The 15,083-nt window shown below is 31.0% G+C and carries 18 protein-coding genes; 8 read left to right on the forward strand and 10 right to left on the reverse strand.

Annotated elements, in window-relative coordinates:
• Positions 1 to 42 precede the first annotated feature (42 nt).
• From lepB to BM549_RS05865, 3 genes are read left to right on the forward strand one after another with little or no spacing between them, the layout of a single operon-like run.
• Entirely contained in the window at positions 43 to 1,779 is a 1,737-nt protein-coding gene (gene lepB / locus BM549_RS05855; RefSeq protein ID WP_290469417.1) for a signal peptidase I, read from the forward strand.
• Between the two features lie 30 nt (positions 1,780 to 1,809).
• Positions 1,810 to 2,427: a WbqC family protein gene (locus BM549_RS05860; RefSeq protein WP_290469418.1), complete on the forward strand. Its 618-nt coding sequence runs from the start codon at positions 1,810 to 1,812 to the stop codon at positions 2,425 to 2,427.
• Complete coding sequence (locus BM549_RS05865; RefSeq protein ID WP_290469419.1) at positions 2,427 to 2,741, forward strand: DUF6122 family protein; 315 nt, start codon at positions 2,427 to 2,429, stop codon at positions 2,739 to 2,741. Before BM549_RS05860 ends, BM549_RS05865 begins: the two co-directional genes overlap by 1 nt.
• A 15-nt stretch (positions 2,742 to 2,756) precedes the next feature.
• Here BM549_RS05865 and BM549_RS05870 read toward each other — a convergent pair whose 3' ends face one another.
• The 8 genes from BM549_RS05870 to BM549_RS05905 all read right to left on the reverse strand — a co-directional run bounded on the left by BM549_RS05870 (position 2,757) and on the right by BM549_RS05905 (position 9,292).
• A complete protein-coding gene (locus tag BM549_RS05870) occupies positions 2,757 to 3,776 on the reverse strand; it encodes an endonuclease/exonuclease/phosphatase family protein (protein ID WP_290469420.1) in 1,020 nt (339 codons plus the stop codon).
• Between the two features lie 2 nt (positions 3,777 to 3,778).
• Positions 3,779 to 4,639, reverse strand: a complete 861-nt coding sequence (locus BM549_RS05875) for a rhomboid family intramembrane serine protease (RefSeq protein ID WP_013870496.1) — start codon at positions 4,637 to 4,639, stop codon at positions 3,779 to 3,781.
• Positions 4,639 to 5,427, reverse strand: coding sequence for a rhomboid family intramembrane serine protease (locus BM549_RS05880; protein WP_041301446.1), 789 nt, complete (start codon positions 5,425 to 5,427; stop codon positions 4,639 to 4,641). Before BM549_RS05880 ends, BM549_RS05875 begins: the two co-directional genes overlap by 1 nt.
• Before the next feature lie 26 nt (positions 5,428 to 5,453).
• A complete protein-coding gene (gene mutL, locus BM549_RS05885) occupies positions 5,454 to 7,316 on the reverse strand; it encodes a DNA mismatch repair endonuclease MutL (RefSeq protein ID WP_290469421.1) in 1,863 nt (620 codons plus the stop codon).
• 6 nt (positions 7,317 to 7,322) lie between these two features.
• Positions 7,323 to 7,598, reverse strand: coding sequence for a hypothetical protein (locus BM549_RS05890; RefSeq protein WP_013870493.1), 276 nt, complete (start codon positions 7,596 to 7,598; stop codon positions 7,323 to 7,325).
• Between the two features lie 5 nt (positions 7,599 to 7,603).
• Positions 7,604 to 7,801 (reverse strand): hypothetical protein, encoded by a 198-nt coding sequence (locus BM549_RS05895; protein ID WP_013870492.1) that lies wholly within the window; start codon positions 7,799 to 7,801, stop codon positions 7,604 to 7,606.
• A gap of 204 nt (positions 7,802 to 8,005) precedes the next feature.
• On the reverse strand, positions 8,006 to 8,488 hold the full coding sequence (ribH, locus tag BM549_RS05900; RefSeq protein WP_013870491.1) for a 6,7-dimethyl-8-ribityllumazine synthase: 483 nt from the start codon (positions 8,486 to 8,488) through the stop codon (positions 8,006 to 8,008).
• Positions 8,489 to 8,515: 27 nt separating this feature from the next.
• Positions 8,516 to 9,292: a tetratricopeptide repeat protein gene (locus BM549_RS05905; RefSeq protein WP_013870490.1), complete on the reverse strand. Its 777-nt coding sequence runs from the start codon at positions 9,290 to 9,292 to the stop codon at positions 8,516 to 8,518.
• A gap of 125 nt (positions 9,293 to 9,417) precedes the next feature.
• On the opposite strand from BM549_RS05905, the gene BM549_RS05910 reads away from it, so the two are divergent.
• From BM549_RS05910 to BM549_RS05930, 5 genes are all read left to right on the forward strand, one after another.
• A complete protein-coding gene (locus BM549_RS05910; protein ID WP_290469422.1) occupies positions 9,418 to 10,497 on the forward strand; it encodes a DNA replication/repair protein RecF in 1,080 nt (359 codons plus the stop codon).
• A 2-nt stretch (positions 10,498 to 10,499) separates the two neighbouring features.
• Positions 10,500 to 10,916: a hypothetical protein gene (locus BM549_RS05915; protein WP_290469423.1), complete on the forward strand. Its 417-nt coding sequence runs from the start codon at positions 10,500 to 10,502 to the stop codon at positions 10,914 to 10,916.
• An 18-nt stretch (positions 10,917 to 10,934) separates the two neighbouring features.
• Positions 10,935 to 11,231, forward strand: coding sequence for a DUF721 domain-containing protein (locus BM549_RS05920; RefSeq protein WP_013870487.1), 297 nt, complete (start codon positions 10,935 to 10,937; stop codon positions 11,229 to 11,231).
• 103 nt (positions 11,232 to 11,334) lie between these two features.
• Positions 11,335 to 11,526, forward strand: a complete 192-nt coding sequence (locus tag BM549_RS05925) for a cold-shock protein (RefSeq protein WP_013870486.1) — start codon at positions 11,335 to 11,337, stop codon at positions 11,524 to 11,526.
• A 172-nt stretch (positions 11,527 to 11,698) separates the two neighbouring features.
• Positions 11,699 to 11,890: a cold shock domain-containing protein gene (locus tag BM549_RS05930; RefSeq protein ID WP_013870485.1), complete on the forward strand. Its 192-nt coding sequence runs from the start codon at positions 11,699 to 11,701 to the stop codon at positions 11,888 to 11,890.
• 78 nt (positions 11,891 to 11,968) lie between these two features.
• Here the strand turns inward: BM549_RS05930 and BM549_RS05935 are convergent, their stop codons facing one another.
• Both BM549_RS05935 and BM549_RS05940 read right to left on the reverse strand, forming a co-directional pair.
• Positions 11,969 to 14,542: a M4 family metallopeptidase gene (locus BM549_RS05935; protein WP_290469424.1), complete on the reverse strand. Its 2,574-nt coding sequence runs from the start codon at positions 14,540 to 14,542 to the stop codon at positions 11,969 to 11,971.
• A 102-nt stretch (positions 14,543 to 14,644) separates the two neighbouring features.
• Positions 14,645 to 15,064, reverse strand: a complete 420-nt coding sequence (locus tag BM549_RS05940) for a nucleoside-diphosphate kinase (protein ID WP_013870483.1) — start codon at positions 15,062 to 15,064, stop codon at positions 14,645 to 14,647.
• Positions 15,065 to 15,083: the final 19 nt, after the last annotated feature.

Consider the following 15,083-nt stretch of genomic DNA (forward strand, 5'->3'; position numbering starts at 1 on the left):
TTTAATAAAACTACTAATAGAAAATATTTTAAAAAATAGATTATGAACGGTACACAATGGATTATATTTTTCTTTGTTATACAAGTTATTCATGGCTTAGCAACATGGAAATTATACATTAAAGCAGGCAGGCAAGCATGGGAAGCTTTTGTTCCTGTTTATAATGCTGTTATTTTAATGAAAATTATTAGACGTCCATGGTGGTGGACCATTCTTTTATTTTTACCAATTGTAAACCTAATTATGTTTCCAGTTGTTTGGGTTGAAACAGCAAGAAGTTTTGGTAAAAACTCTAATCTTGATACATTTTTAGCAATTATAACACTTGGTTTCTATAATTTCTATTTAAACTACGCAGCTAAAGATGTAATATATATTGAAGATAGAAGTTTAATGCCAAGAACAGGTGCTGGAGATTGGGTAAGCTCTATACTATTTGCTGTTGTTGCCGCAACCATTGTACACACTTATTTTATTCAGCCATTTGTTATTCCTTCATCTTCTTTAGAAAAATCTTTATTAGTTGGTGATTTCTTATTTGTAAGTAAATTTCATTATGGTGCCAGAGTACCAATGACAACTGTAGCATTACCAATGGTACACGATTCAATTCCGCTTACAAAACAAAAGTCTTACTTGTTTAGCGATAAATACGAAAATAGAAAAACATCTCTTTTAAATAAATTACAGTTACCATATTTACGTATACCTGGTTTCGAAAAAATTGAACGTAACGAAATAGTTGTATTCAATCAACCAGCAGATACATTATTGGATATGAATGACTTTACACCAGACAGAAACTACTACAAACCAATAGATAAAAAAACAAACTTAGTAAAACGTTGCGTTGGTATTGCAGGAGATTCTCTAGAATTAAGAGATGGTGTTGTTTACATTAACGGAAAACGAAATGTATTGCCAGAACGTGCTAAACTGCAGTTTTTTTATAATATAAAAACAACAATGCCTATTAACAACTTTAGAAGCAAATATGGCATTACAGAAGATAGAGGTTACGAAACCTACAGCATTTCTAACGAGTATTGGGACAACCCAGAAGTAAAACAAGCTTTAGAGCAAAACGCAAATGTAGATTTAATAGAAATCTCTAGAGACTCATTAAATACTCAAGTAGCCGGTGCACTTACTCAAACTGTTTTTAACCGTTTAAAAATGAGTATTGCAGAAACGAAATACATGGCTAACATGACCGAAGAATTAGCCGCACAAGTAGCCAAAGATCCAGCAATAGAATTAGTTGAAAAAGACATCTCTAAAAGCTCTGGAACCCGATTATTTCCTCATGACTCAGAATATAATTTTACGTCAGATAATTTTGGTCCTATTTATATTCCTGAAGCTGGAAAAACAATAAAATTAGACATTAATGTATTACCACTTTACAAACGTGTAATTAGTGAATACGAAGACAATAAGGTAACTACAAGAGGTAATCAAATTTTAATTAATGATCAAGTAGCTACAAGCTACACCTTTAAACAAAATTATTATTGGATGATGGGAGATAACAGACAAAACTCTATAGACTCACGTTATTGGGGATTTGTACCTTTTGACCATGTTGTAGGAAAACCTGTAATGGTATGGATGAGTTGGGACTCTAACGCTAGCGGTATTAATAAAATACGCTGGAACAGGCTTTTTACAACCGTACATGGCGATGGTAAACCTGTATCGTTACTAATTCCTGTGCTATTATTAATAGGAGGTTTAATTGGCTATAACAAGTTTAAAAAACGCAAACAAAAGGCTTAAATAAAGTGTAAACCGTTTTTTATAATAGCTATGCATATTTTAATTCATCCTACATGCTTTCCAACCATAGCAACTTGTATTGCTATAGCTAAAGCGGAAAGCGTTACAATAGAGATGCATGATAATTTTCAAAAGCAAACCTATAGAAACAGATATTATATATATGCTGCAAATGGAAAACTACAGTTAAATATACCTGTTATATATTCTCAAAAAAACAGAAAAAAATACAGCGAAGTACAAATAGCTAACAATTACCAATGGCAATTAAACCATTGGAAATCTTTAGAATCTGCATACAGAACTTCTCCTTTTTTTGAATTTTATTGTGATGAATTAGAACCACTTTTTAAAGAACCTTTTGAAACATTAATGGCTTTTAATTTAAAATGTTTTGAAACAATTTGCGATTGCATACAACTTGAAATCACATTAAAAAAAACTGAAGCTTTTGAGCATACACCAAATAATTTAAAAGACTATCGAGGTCTAGTAAATGCAAAAAAAGAACCAGTTTTTAACATAGAAACCTACACACAGGTATTTGAAGCTAAACATGGCTATATTAATAATTTAAGTATTTTAGACTTACTTTTTAACCAAGGCCCAAATACACTTAACTTTTTAGAATCTCAAAAGTTACCTTAATGTTACAACCAATTATACATTATGGTATTCACTTTATAGTTCCCTTATTTGTTGCACGTTTATTTTTTAAACAACAGTGGAAAAAAGCGTATTTAATTATGTTTTTGGGTATTTTAATAGATCTTGATCATTTACTGGCAACACCCATTTTTCAAGCTAACCGTTGCAGTATAGGTTTTCATGTTTTACATAGCTACTACCTAATACCATTATATGCTGCATTAGTGCTCCCTAAAAAAACAAGACTTATAGGTTTAGCCTTAATTATACATATAATTGCAGATACTGTAGATTGTTGGATGATGAGTTTGTAACTAAAAACTAAAACTTTAAAAACTTACTTTAGTCATTATTGGGTAATGATCTGAGTATTCAACATCGTAAGTTTTAAAACTATTAATTTTAAAATCTGGATGTGTTAAAATAAAGTCTATTCGCATAGGAAAAAACTTAAAATTATAAGTTCTTCCAAAGCCGTTTCCGGCAGCTTTAAATGTATCTACTAAATCTCCTTTAATTTCTTTATAAACATAAGACAAAGCTGTATTATTAAAATCTCCACTAACAATCATTTTATACTTGCATTGCCTTTTATGAAGTAAAAACAACTCGGTTTGAAACTGTTGCATTTTAAAAGTTTGCCCAACACCATCAAAAAGTTTTTCAGAGTCTTGAGTGGTTAACTGCTCTACTCTAGTGTCAATACGTAGGGATTGTAAGTGAATATTATAAACTCTAACAGTATCATTTCCTTTTACTACATCTGCAAAAATGGCATTATTAGCTGTATTAGGAAACGCAATTGAACCAGAGTTTACAATTGGATATTTAGAAAATATAGCTTGACCAAGTTTAACTTTTTTACCCGAAAGTTTTTCATATTTATATTTATAAAATGAAAAATCTACAGTTTCACGTGGGTGATATTCTTGAAGTGCTAAAATATCTGGAGACTCTTTTTTTACAAATTCAACTAATTTGTTTTCTATATTATCTTCAGGAATCCATTTGTAAAGATTAAACAATCTTACATTAAAATTCATTATAGATAAGTTGTCTTTATTCTCTATTGTTTTACTTTCAGAAAACTTATAAATAGAGCCAAAATACATATAACCAACTATTAAAATAAGTAATGATAATAATAGCTGCTTTTTTACTTTAACCAACCAGTAGATAAAAAATACAACATTTAAGAGTATTAAAAACGGAACACCTAAACTTAAAACAGAAAGTGCTGCAAAAGTTTTAGGAGGTAAAAACGGTAATATGTATGATAATAAAAGAGCAAAAGCCGCAACAGAGTTGAAGAAGAAAATTATTTTTTCAAAAAACCTTAGTCGCTTCATATTTATTTACCTGCTCTAAACAAGAAATCTTTTTCTTTTTCTGTTAAACTATCGTAACCACTTTTACTTATTTTATCTAGAATAACGTCTATTTGCTTTTGTTTATTTAACTCACTAAATTCTCCTTTAGTATATCCGCCTACTTTAGTTTTATCTTTATATACTGTTTTAAGCTTGCTTTTTTTTCCAGCTTTAAACCAACTAGTAAAAGCATCTGCACTGCGCTCAAAACCTTTACCAATATCTTTGCCTTTACCAAGTTGTTTAGCATAAATATAACCTAATAAAGCACCTCCTAAATGTGCTAAATTACCGCCACCATTAGAACCAAAGACTCCTAAAATATCAAAACCTATTAATACTGCTCCAACATGCCATAGTTTTATATTAAAACTAAAAAACCTTAAATCATTATTTGGCATATAAGCACATAAGAAAATAAATAAAGCTCTTACGGCAGCACTTGCTCCTACTAATGGGAAAAATGAATTTGAGAAAAAGGTTGGAAACACATTATAAAATAATAAAAATGTTAATCCGCCAGAAATAGCACCAAGAAAATAAATATTTAAAGCCATTTTAGAGCTAAATAGATTTAAAAACATTCTAGAGCAAAACCATAACCAAAGCATGTTAAACGCTAAATGAAGCACTTTATAGTGCAAAAAAGCGTAAGTTATAATAGACCATGGTTGTAATAACGCATTAAAAAAATCTGGTGGTAAAGCGAAGTATTTTAAAACTTGTGGTACTGTGCTTTTTAAAATTAAAGCGACTATAAAAATAATAACATTTAATGCTATTAATTTTTCAAGTACATTAAGCTTTGCATACCTATATTTTAAATCATTTATTGTACTCATTAATACTGCTGAAAATTATTTAATTGTTTTCTTTTCCAAAATAACATAATAAGAAATCCTGTTAAAGCGCCACCAATGTGTGCCATGAAAGCTGTGTTACTTGGGCTAAAAAATGAAGCTCCAGTAAAAGCAGAAATAACGTCTAACGCTATAATTCCTGGAATAAAATATTTTGCTTTTATAGGTATTGGTAAAAATATAAGCATTAATTCTGCATTAGGATTTAACATTCCAAAAGCAACTAAAACACCCATAATACAACCAGAAGCTCCAACCATTGGCGTATTAAAATCGCTTAAAAAACGACTTAAATCCTCTGCGCCTAAAATAGCATCCCAACGCATATCTCGCATTCTATAACCAGAATTTAAAGTTTCTAAAATTTGATTAGAATCAAAGCCTGCATTTGTTAATGTAGAAAAATCTAAATTAAAAGTAAAATATGTAAATCCTGTTTGTAATGCTACCGCTCCTAATCCTGCCATAAAATATAAAAACAGAAAACGTTTCCATCCCAATTTATATTCTACTACAGAACCAAACATCCATAATGCAAACATATTAAACAATATATGCATAATAGTTATTGTTGGAGGATTGCCACTATAGGTAGCGTGCATAAACATATGCGTTATAATTTGCCAAGGCTTAAATGTATCGTTTAACGGAAAATGCATTGCAAACAAATTGCCAAGTGTTTCTCCATATGTACCAATGCTTATTGCTGCAATCCAGAAAATAACATTAATTATTATTAAATGCTTTACTGTATCTGTTATCTTCATCATAATTTTAAGCTGAATTTATTTCAGTTTTATACAAATTTCTTATCCAATTCATCAACAGTCATCGTTACAAAAGTAGTTCTGTTTGTTGGTGATACACTTGGTGCTTTACAGGCAAATAAAGAATTTACTAAATGTTCTTGCTCTACTGCCGTTAAACTTTGTCCTGTTTTTATTGCCAGACTTTTTGCCATAGATTTTGCTAATAAATCTGTAGCACTAAAATTACTATCTGGCACTTCATTTTCTACATCGCTTATTAGCTGCTCTAAAATAATAGAGACTTCACTTTCTGGAACCATTACTGGAACTCCAGTGATTTCAACGTGTTCTTTTTCTATTTTTTGAAAAACAAATCCTGTATGTTCTAAATCGCTTTGTAATTGCTTTATAATTTCAATTTCTTGTGGTGAAAAATGAAGTTCTAAAGGAAACAGTAATTGTTGGCTCATACCTTCTTTTACTGTAATATGCTTTAAAAAATCTTCATATAAAACACGCTGGTGTGCTCTATTTTGATCTATTAATAGTAAGCCCGATTTTATTGTACTTACAACATATTTATTATGAAATTGATAGGTACTTTGCTTCTGCTCTATTTTTTTATCTTCAAAAATTGAAGCGTTTTGCTGTTCACTTTCAAAATGTACTTCGCTAAAATCCTGCTGTATATTATTGCCTTTACTCTCTAAACCTACATATAAACTTTCCCAATTAGCTGCTGGAGTTTTTTTAAAACTTGTATTACTACTGCTTGCTGTACTCGATGTGTTACTAACTGTTTTCTCTTCGGCAAAAGGATTAAAATTACTATCTACAGTAACACTTGGTGTTCCTTTTTGTTGGTAACTATACGGTGTATCTAAATTTGCATCACGTTCAAAATCTAAAACTGGAGCAATATTAAATTGGCCCAAACTGTGTTTTACTGCCGAGCGTAAAATAGCATATAGCGTATGCTCATCATCAAACTTAATTTCAGTTTTTGTTGGATGAATATTTATATCTATTGTTTGCGGGTTTACAGTTAGGTTTAAAAAATAACTGGCATGTGCTCCATCTTTTAATAAACCATCGAAAGCAGAACCTATTGCGTGATTTAAATAAGCGCTTTTTATAAAACGATCATTCACGAAAAAGAATTGCTCTCCACGTGTTTTTTTTGCGAATTCTGGTTTTCCTACAAATCCAGAAATTTTAAGAACTTCGGTATCTTCTTCTACTGGAACTAACTTTTCGTTTGTTTTTGCTCCAAAAATATTTACAATACGTTGTCTATAATTACTTACTGGTAAATTAAAAACTTCACTTCCGTTGTGATACATTACAAATCCAATTGATGGATGTGCTAATGCTACACGATGAAACTCATCTATAATATGTCGTGTCTCTACAGGATTAGATTTTAAAAAGTTACGTCTAGCTGGTATATTAAAAAACAAGTTTTTTACAGATAAAGAAGTGCCTTTGGGCGTAACAACAACGTCTTGAGATTGTACTTCACTACCTTCTATTACAATGCAAGTACCAACTTCGTCTTGCTCTTGTTTTGTTTTTAATTCTACATGCGCAATTGCGGCAATACTTGCTAAAGCCTCGCCACGAAACCCTTTTGTATTAAGCTGAAATAAATCGTCTGCCGATTTTATTTTTGAGGTTGCATGACGTTCAAAACTTAATCTAGCATCTGTAACGCTCATACCTTTACCGTTATCAATTACTTGAATTAAGGTTTTACCAGCGTCTTTTAAAATGAGTTTAATATGTGTTGCTCCTGCATCTATAGCGTTTTCTAAAAGCTCTTTAACAACAGATGCTGGTCTTTGCACAACTTCTCCTGCTGCTATTTGATTTGCTACATGATCTGGTAACAGTTGAATAATATCTGCCATAAATAATTATAAGAATATAGACAGGTCGAAATCTATAAAGAATAAAAAAAGAAAAAATAAAATTAAAATAATAATAAGCACGCGCCTATTTACTGCTTTATCTGGTGAGTTTCTAAACTCATCCCAGGCAGATGTAAACCGTTGTTTAATGCCTCCATTAGAACCTACTGTAGTTCTATAGTCATCAAACTTATGCTTCATTTCAAACGGGCTACCTTCACCTTTATAATATCGTGGTGTATAACTGTAGCGTTTATTTTTCTTACTTGGTATAATTCCCATAATCCTTATCTTAATTTAACGTCTAAGTAATACATTAATGCAATAACCAAGCCTAAAATTACCAACAGTATAGGCAATGTACTTGCCTTGGGTTTACGTTTGTTTTCAAATGCTTTTTTTACCGATGAGTTTTCAGTTTCTTTTTGAGATTCTGAAAATCTTGGTTTGTAATTAAACTGTCTCTTTTTTTGTGGTTTAAGCATCGTGATTTTTACTCGTTGAAATACACTCAAAAATACTTAAAATACAGCAGAGTTTAGACTCTCATGTGCTAAAAATTGTTAACAAACACATGTTTTTAAAGTATAATTGTGAAGTAAATAATACTACAAGTAAAATTTAACTTTAAAACTTTAAGTAGTAAAGTGTTATAAAATGCGTGGCTTTTAGCTAAAAAAAGAACCGAATTACTGCTTGTTTAGAAATGCCATTTTTATGGCTGCAACTGCGGCTTCGGTTCCTTTATTACCGTGTATTCCGCCAGAACGTTCTATGGCTTGTTGCTCATTATTATCTGTTAAAACACAAAAAATAACAGGCACATCATGCAGTACATTTAAATCTTTTATACCTTGAGATACACCTTCGCAAACAAAATCGAAATGTTTGGTTTCACCTTGTATTACAGATCCTATTGCGATTACTGCATCTACATTTTGTTGCTGCATTTTTTTGCTACCATAAATAAGTTCGTAGCTTCCAGGAACATCCCAACGTATAATATTTTCTTTTGCTACGTTATTTTCTATTAACGTTTCAAAAGCACCTTTATATAAACCTTCGGTTATGTGTTCGTTCCATTCTGAAACAACAATCCCAAACCGATAGTTACTCGCGTTTGGGATTGATGTTTTATCGTATTCTGATAAATTATTATTTACTGTTGCCATAAAGTCTTTCCGCGAAAGCGGTATTTTTTATTTTGACATCGCTTGTGCTTTTCCTATAAACACATCTACAGAGCTAGCTTCTGTTGCGTTTGGATATTTCTCTTTAATTGTATTAAAGTATCCTAAAGCTTCTTTTGCTTTTCCTAATTCTAAAGCTAATGTTCCTGCTTTGTAGTAGTATGTTGGTGCTGTAAATTCGTTATCACGCATTTTAGCTGCTTCAATATAATATTTAAGCGCGTCTTCGTTTTGGTTTAATTGTACAAAGGCGTCTCCAATTGCTCCTTTTGCTAATGGTCCTGTTGCTTCGTCTTCGGCTTTGTAACCATCTAACATTGCTACTGCATTTTTATAATCTTTAAGATTTAAGTAAGCCATACCTGCATAGTACTTAGCTAAGTTCGCTGCTGGTGTACCGCTATACTCATCCATAATATCAAGCATACCAAATTTACCTTCGCTGCCATTTAATGCTACGTTATATAACGAATCACTAGAGATACCGTTAGCTGCATCATTAAATTGTTTTTGCGCATGATACATTTCGTTCATTGCTTCAATTTGAGCTGGTTTTGTAACAAACTCTTTGTAACCTAAGTATCCTAAAACAAATACAGCTACTGCTCCAATGATTATAAATATATATTTTTGATTTGCGGCTACAAAATCTTCGGTTTTAGAAGCGGTCTCATCTAAGGTATCAAAAACCTCAGCTGTTGTTGAGTTTTCTCCTAAGTCATGATCAATAACTTCTTTTTCTTTTTCCGTTTTTGGTTTATAACCTCTTTTCTTGTAAGTTGCCATGTATAGTTTATTTATGCGTGGCAAAAATAAAATTTTTCTTCATATATAAAAGTTTATTTATTTGTTATTTTGCACAACCTATTTTAATTACACTTTTAGTATTCCCTCAATTTTGAGCCTTATCTATGATTTTAAAGTCTCTTTCATTACTTAATTATAAGAATTTCGACAGTAAAACTTTCGAGTTTAACGATACCATAAATTGTCTGGTAGGCAACAATGGCGTGGGTAAAACAAATGTTTTAGATGCTATTTATCATTTGTCTTTTGGTAAAAGTTATTTTAATCCAATTGCCTCTCAAAACATTAAACATGATGAAGATTTTTTTGTTGTAAATGGAGAATATAATAAAGAAAATAAATCTGAAAAAATTGTTGTTAGCTTAAAACGCGGACAAAAGAAAGTTATAAAGCGTAATGCAAAAGCTTACGAGAAATTTAGTGAGCATATTGGTTTTTTACCATTGGTAATTATTTCTCCAGCCGATCGTGATTTAATTACAGAAGGTAGTGATACCCGACGTAAATTTATAGATAGTGTTATATCACAAAGCGACAAATCTTATTTAGAACATTTAATTAAATACAATAAAGCTTTAGCGCAACGTAATAGCCTACTAAAATATTTTGCTTTAAATAATACTTTTAATCAAGATACGCTTGACATTTACAATGCTCAACTACATACTTTTGGAACAGAGGTTTTTAACAAAAGAAATAGTTTTTTAGAAACTTTTATACCTATTTTTAAATCTAAATATCAAGCCATTAGCAACGGCAATGAAATAGTAGATTTAGTATACAAAAGTGATCTTTTTGATAATGAATTAGAGTCACTTTTAAAAAATGTTATTAATAAAGATAAAGCCGTACAATATACTAGTGTTGGTGTACATAAAGACGATTTGCTTTTTAATATAGACGAGCATCCTATTAAAAAATTTGGAAGTCAAGGACAGCAAAAATCGTTTTTAATTGCATTAAAACTGGCACAATTTGATTTTATAAAACAACAAAGTGGTGTTAATCCTATACTTTTACTAGACGATATTTTTGATAAGTTAGATGAAGAACGTGTAACACAAATAATAAAACTTGTTGACGATGAAAATTTTGGACAACTTTTTATTAGTGATACGCATGCCGAACGTACAGAGAATGCTGTAAAACAAGTACATCAATCTTATGAAATTTTTAAACTATAATTATGAAAAAAATTATTTTTAGCTTAATATTTTTAGTTCTATTAAACTGCTCTAATTCTCCTGAAACATTTATAGATCACGTAGATGGTTATTGGGAAATTGAAAGTGTTACACTACCAGATGGCACTAAAAAAGAATATACAATAAATCAAACTATAGACTATATTATAGTAAACGACAGTTTAAAAGGTTTTAGAAAAAAAATGACACCAAATTATAGTGGTAGTTATGAAACGTCTAAAAATATCGAGACTTTAAACTTGAAAATTGAAAACGACAGTTTAAACATTTACTATTCTACACAATACACTAACTGGAAAGAAACCATATTATTAGCAAACGAAGAAAAACTTAAAATTGTAAATAAAGACAATAAAGTCTATACATATAAACGTTTTACTCCAATAAACATTAATTAAAAAACGACCTACTTAAAGATGGCAAAACGCAATAACAATTTACTAAACATCTCTGATGCCTTAAAAGATTTTGTAGAAACAAATAATTTAGAAAAAGGTTTAGATAAAGTTAATGTTCGTGAAGCATGGGCTAATTTAATGGGAAATGGTGTTAATAATTATACAACTGCTATAGAACTTAAAAACGATACTTTGTTTGTACAACTAAGCTCTAGCGTACTTAGAGAAGAACTTAGTTACGGAAAAGAAAAAATTGTAAAAATGCTTAATGAGGCACTAGAAAAAGACTTAATAAAAAAAATAATACTTAGGTAGAGGTTAACAAATTGTTACTTATTCAAAATAAAAGGTTTAAAAAAACAATTGTTAAATTAAAATACTATCTTTGGGACTTATTATAAATTAAATTTTTTTTAAAATGGCTCAAGGCACAGTAAAATTTTTCAATGATTCTAAAGGTTTCGGTTTTATAACTGAAGAAGGATCAGACAAAGACCATTTCGTACACATCTCTGGTTTAATCGACGAAGTTCGTGAAGGAGATGCAGTAGAATTCGATCTTCAAGAAGGTCGTAAAGGTATGAACGCAGTAAACGTAAAAGTTATATAATCTATATATATTCAATTTACCTTATTACAATTAAGCTCACTATTTTATAGTGAGCTTTTTTTTATGGTAATTTTAAAAACATTTTAATAATAACATCCTAATAAATAGGTCATGTTAATTAATGGCATCATCTTTGCCTATAATTAAATAATTAATATTAAAATTTATTACAATGAGTAAAGGCACAGTAAAATTCTTCAATGACACTAAAGGATTTGGTTTCATCACAGAAGAAGGTGTAGACAAAGACCATTTTGTACATGTTACGGGTATAATTGATGAGATTCGTGAAGGCGATGACGTTGAATTCGACTTACAAGAAGGCAAAAAAGGATTAAACGCAGTTAACGTTAAAGTTATTTAATATATACTACATAATTTTTTAAGCAAAAGCCCACTCATTTGAGTGGGCTTTTCTATTTTAAAATATTTTTTCCCTCACTTACTGCTTGAGTAATTTAATTACAGTTGTTGATGTTTTTGAAGCTACAGACATAAAATATAAACCTGAAGAAAATTCACTTAAATCTATTATTTTTTCTGAAGCCATATTGCTAAGGTTTATTGTTTTAATTAAACGTCCGTTTATATCGTAAACTTTAGCATTTACAAGTGCTGTTGGCTTTTTATTTTGTAAAGTAAAAATACCATTAGATGGGTTTGGGTATACTGTTACATAACTCTCTAGATTTTCAAACTCTGAAACTGATAATGCATAAGCGCAATTATAAACTCTAAATTCATCAAGATACCAACCTTCTCGACCATTACAACCATCGGTTCCCATTTCAAATCTAAATTGTATCGTATCATTTGCCAAAACTCCTAAACTTCCTAAATCTATTATACTTGTTCCCCAACTGCCTTTATTAGAACCTTCATCGGTTCCTGTAAACACATTTTCTCCTGCCATAGGATTATCGTTTTGTCCTGGTCCATTTAACGTACCGTTATATGGGTTTGCTGTAAAAGCTATAGACGGTATAATATCCCAAGCACCACCATTTATACTCATTTTAATATTTCCGCCATCCCAGCTAGGCTCTATAGAAATGTAATGATTAAATGCTAATTCAAAATTACCATCTGTAAAATCTGGCATAGTAATTACAGGACTTTGCAAACGCATAATTCCGTTTTGGAAATCTGAAGCACAATCACCTCCATATTGTGGCGCTCCAATGGGTGCATTTATAGCATAAATACCACTTCCTGTTCTTCCGTTAGGCAGACTAGTTTCAATTTCCCAATCTCTAGCAGTCCAAGTCGCCGCTGTTTGGTCTTGACTTAATGTCCAATTACCAATACCATTTTCCCAATCTTCAAAAAATATAGGATTATTGTTTGCGTTATCACATAATGGAGCAGTTTCAACTAAAACAGGTGTATAAGCACAAGCGTCTGGATTTACACGTAATTCTACCGCTAAAATTGCATTTATTACCTGTTGTACATCTGCTGGAGTTATAATTTCTCCAGATGGTCCTGCAGGTGTGTTTGTTGTAGATAAACCTTCTAAATTAACGCCTAACAAATCGTTTGCAGAAGCTTCTAAAGCATCGGCTAAATTTACAAAGTCGCTAGTAGCTGTTAAATATTGACTTTGTGCACGCCAGAATATGTGTGCCGCCTTAGTAAAACCAATTCCTAAAATAACTTGTCCATTATAGCTGCCTCCATCAACCAATAGCGCATATGCATGATTAGGAACACCAGAATTTATATGCACACCACCATTATCTGCAGTACCACATAAATATTCTGCATCTGTCACTTTTCCAGGATTACCATTACACGTTGGGTCCCACATGTCTCTAATCGCGCCAGAAAATGCTGTAGCATCTTCGGCAATACGCCATCTATCACTACTACCGCATCCACTAGTTCTTAAAGAGTTATCGTCATCAATATCTTCATAGTTATTTAAAAGATCAACCGTTTCTCCCCAAATATCTGAATATGATTCATTAATTGCTCCAGATTGCCATTGGTAAATTAATCCACTGGTAAATTGTGTATATGCGTGTCCCCATTCATGAGCAATAACATCATCTGCAGCAGTACCATCGCAATAATTCGCTGTTACTCCATTCCAACTTGCATTAGGGCAATTAATATTAGGGTTATTATTTATTGTTTGCATTTGTGCATCTGCACCATCGTAAGAAGCAAAACCAAATGCATTATTAAAAAAATTATATACATGACCAGAAGCTTCAACTTCATTACGTTGCCAAATGGTTAAAGTTCCTGGTAAAGCATCGCCTTCTTGCCAAGCAATTGTACTTGTATTATTTTCGTAAACAACTCTATCAATTGCATGGGCAATGCCCGTAAATTGTTCTACAATTTCACCACTATGTGCATTTACAAAAATAAATTCTCTTACATCTAAATCATTTGTTACTTCAACTTGATACACTAAATAATTAGCACCTTGATAACCTTGGGCTAATCCTTTTTGAAAAACAAATAACGTATTAGTTTTAACTAACAAAGTTTCTCCAGAATTATTAATGTTTTGATTAATAATTTCCTGAATAGCAATTGCTTTTGCTGAAGCAGCATCTATTGACGGTTGAGTATTAATTTTTATTTGCGGAATGTAATTACCATTTATAGCAGTTAAATCTCCTTGAGAATTAAAATGAAACAATAATTTACCATCGTAAACTGGTACACCATTTTGTATTTGATTTAAAACTAGACGTGAATTTCCAATATTATCGTGTTCTGGTTTATTTATTTTAAATGCATTTTCAATAGTATTAAGTTTAAAAACAGATTTATTATTACTTAAAAATTGAAGCGCTTTATCTTCAAGTGTTGTACCACTTATTTTTAAGGCTGAAGCATTTGGAAATTTTATAAACTCTGGAATTTTAGATTGAGCATTAAGCGTAATTGTAGCGTTTGTTTTATTTTTTAAATTACTTATTGCACTTTGAGAGTTTTGAGCAAAAGCTATTGATGTAAATAGAAGAAGAACGTAAATTACAGATTTTAAAGTATTCATTGTCAATTTTTTAGAGTCGCTAAAGTAACTCATTGACAAATACAAAAAAAGCCTAATTGTGTTAAAATTAGGCTTAAGTGTATATTTTTTACGATTAAATGCTTAAAACATCTCTCTTCCTGAAAAATGAAAAGCACTTTCGATAGCAGCATTTTCATCACTATCACTACCGTGTACAGCGTTTTCTCCAATAGAAGCTGCGTATAATTTTCTAATTGTTCCTTCTGCAGCATCTGCAGGATTTGTAGCACCTATTAAAGTTCTAAAATCTTCAACTGCGTTTTCTTTTTCTAAAACAGCAGCTACAATAGGTCCGCGTGTCATGTACTCTACTAATTCACCAAAGAAAGGTCTTTCGTTGTGAATTGCGTAAAATGCTTCAGCATCTGCTTTAGTCATTTGCGTTAATTTCATTGCTACGATTCTAAAACCTGAAGCGTTTATTTTTTCTAAAATTGCGCCAATGTGTCCTTTTTCTACACTATCAGGCTTAAGCATTGTAAATGTTCTATTTGTTGCCATTTTATTAATTTTTTAAGGT

The sequence above is a fragment of the Lacinutrix sp. MedPE-SW genome, assembly GCF_001874145.1.
Taxonomy (GTDB): domain Bacteria; phylum Bacteroidota; class Bacteroidia; order Flavobacteriales; family Flavobacteriaceae; genus Lacinutrix.

Bases quoted from the DNA above. Each gene is read 5' to 3' on its own strand.
- lepB (WP_290469417.1), top strand. From the start codon at position 43: ATGAACGGTACACAATGGATTATATTTTTCTTTGTTATACAAGTTATT.
- BM549_RS05860 (WP_290469418.1), top strand. From the start codon at position 1,810: ATGCATATTTTAATTCATCCTACATGCTTTCCAACCATAGCAACTTGT.
- BM549_RS05865 (WP_290469419.1), top strand. From the start codon at position 2,427: ATGTTACAACCAATTATACATTATGGTATTCACTTTATAGTTCCCTTA.
- BM549_RS05870 (WP_290469420.1), bottom strand. From the start codon at position 3,776: ATGAAGCGACTAAGGTTTTTTGAAAAAATAATTTTCTTCTTCAACTCT.
- BM549_RS05875 (WP_013870496.1), bottom strand. From the start codon at position 4,639: ATGAGTACAATAAATGATTTAAAATATAGGTATGCAAAGCTTAATGTA.
- BM549_RS05880 (WP_041301446.1), bottom strand. From the start codon at position 5,427: ATGATGAAGATAACAGATACAGTAAAGCATTTAATAATAATTAATGTT.
- mutL (WP_290469421.1), bottom strand. From the start codon at position 7,316: ATGGCAGATATTATTCAACTGTTACCAGATCATGTAGCAAATCAAATA.
- BM549_RS05890 (WP_013870493.1), bottom strand. From the start codon at position 7,598: ATGGGAATTATACCAAGTAAGAAAAATAAACGCTACAGTTATACACCA.
- BM549_RS05895 (WP_013870492.1), bottom strand. From the start codon at position 7,801: ATGCTTAAACCACAAAAAAAGAGACAGTTTAATTACAAACCAAGATTT.
- ribH (WP_013870491.1), bottom strand. From the start codon at position 8,488: ATGGCAACAGTAAATAATAATTTATCAGAATACGATAAAACATCAATC.
- BM549_RS05905 (WP_013870490.1), bottom strand. From the start codon at position 9,292: ATGGCAACTTACAAGAAAAGAGGTTATAAACCAAAAACGGAAAAAGAA.
- BM549_RS05910 (WP_290469422.1), top strand. From the start codon at position 9,418: ATGATTTTAAAGTCTCTTTCATTACTTAATTATAAGAATTTCGACAGT.
- BM549_RS05915 (WP_290469423.1), top strand. From the start codon at position 10,500: ATGAAAAAAATTATTTTTAGCTTAATATTTTTAGTTCTATTAAACTGC.
- BM549_RS05920 (WP_013870487.1), top strand. From the start codon at position 10,935: ATGGCAAAACGCAATAACAATTTACTAAACATCTCTGATGCCTTAAAA.
- BM549_RS05925 (WP_013870486.1), top strand. From the start codon at position 11,335: ATGGCTCAAGGCACAGTAAAATTTTTCAATGATTCTAAAGGTTTCGGT.
- BM549_RS05930 (WP_013870485.1), top strand. From the start codon at position 11,699: ATGAGTAAAGGCACAGTAAAATTCTTCAATGACACTAAAGGATTTGGT.
- BM549_RS05935 (WP_290469424.1), bottom strand. From the start codon at position 14,542: ATGAATACTTTAAAATCTGTAATTTACGTTCTTCTTCTATTTACATCA.
- BM549_RS05940 (WP_013870483.1), bottom strand. From the start codon at position 15,064: ATGGCAACAAATAGAACATTTACAATGCTTAAGCCTGATAGTGTAGAA.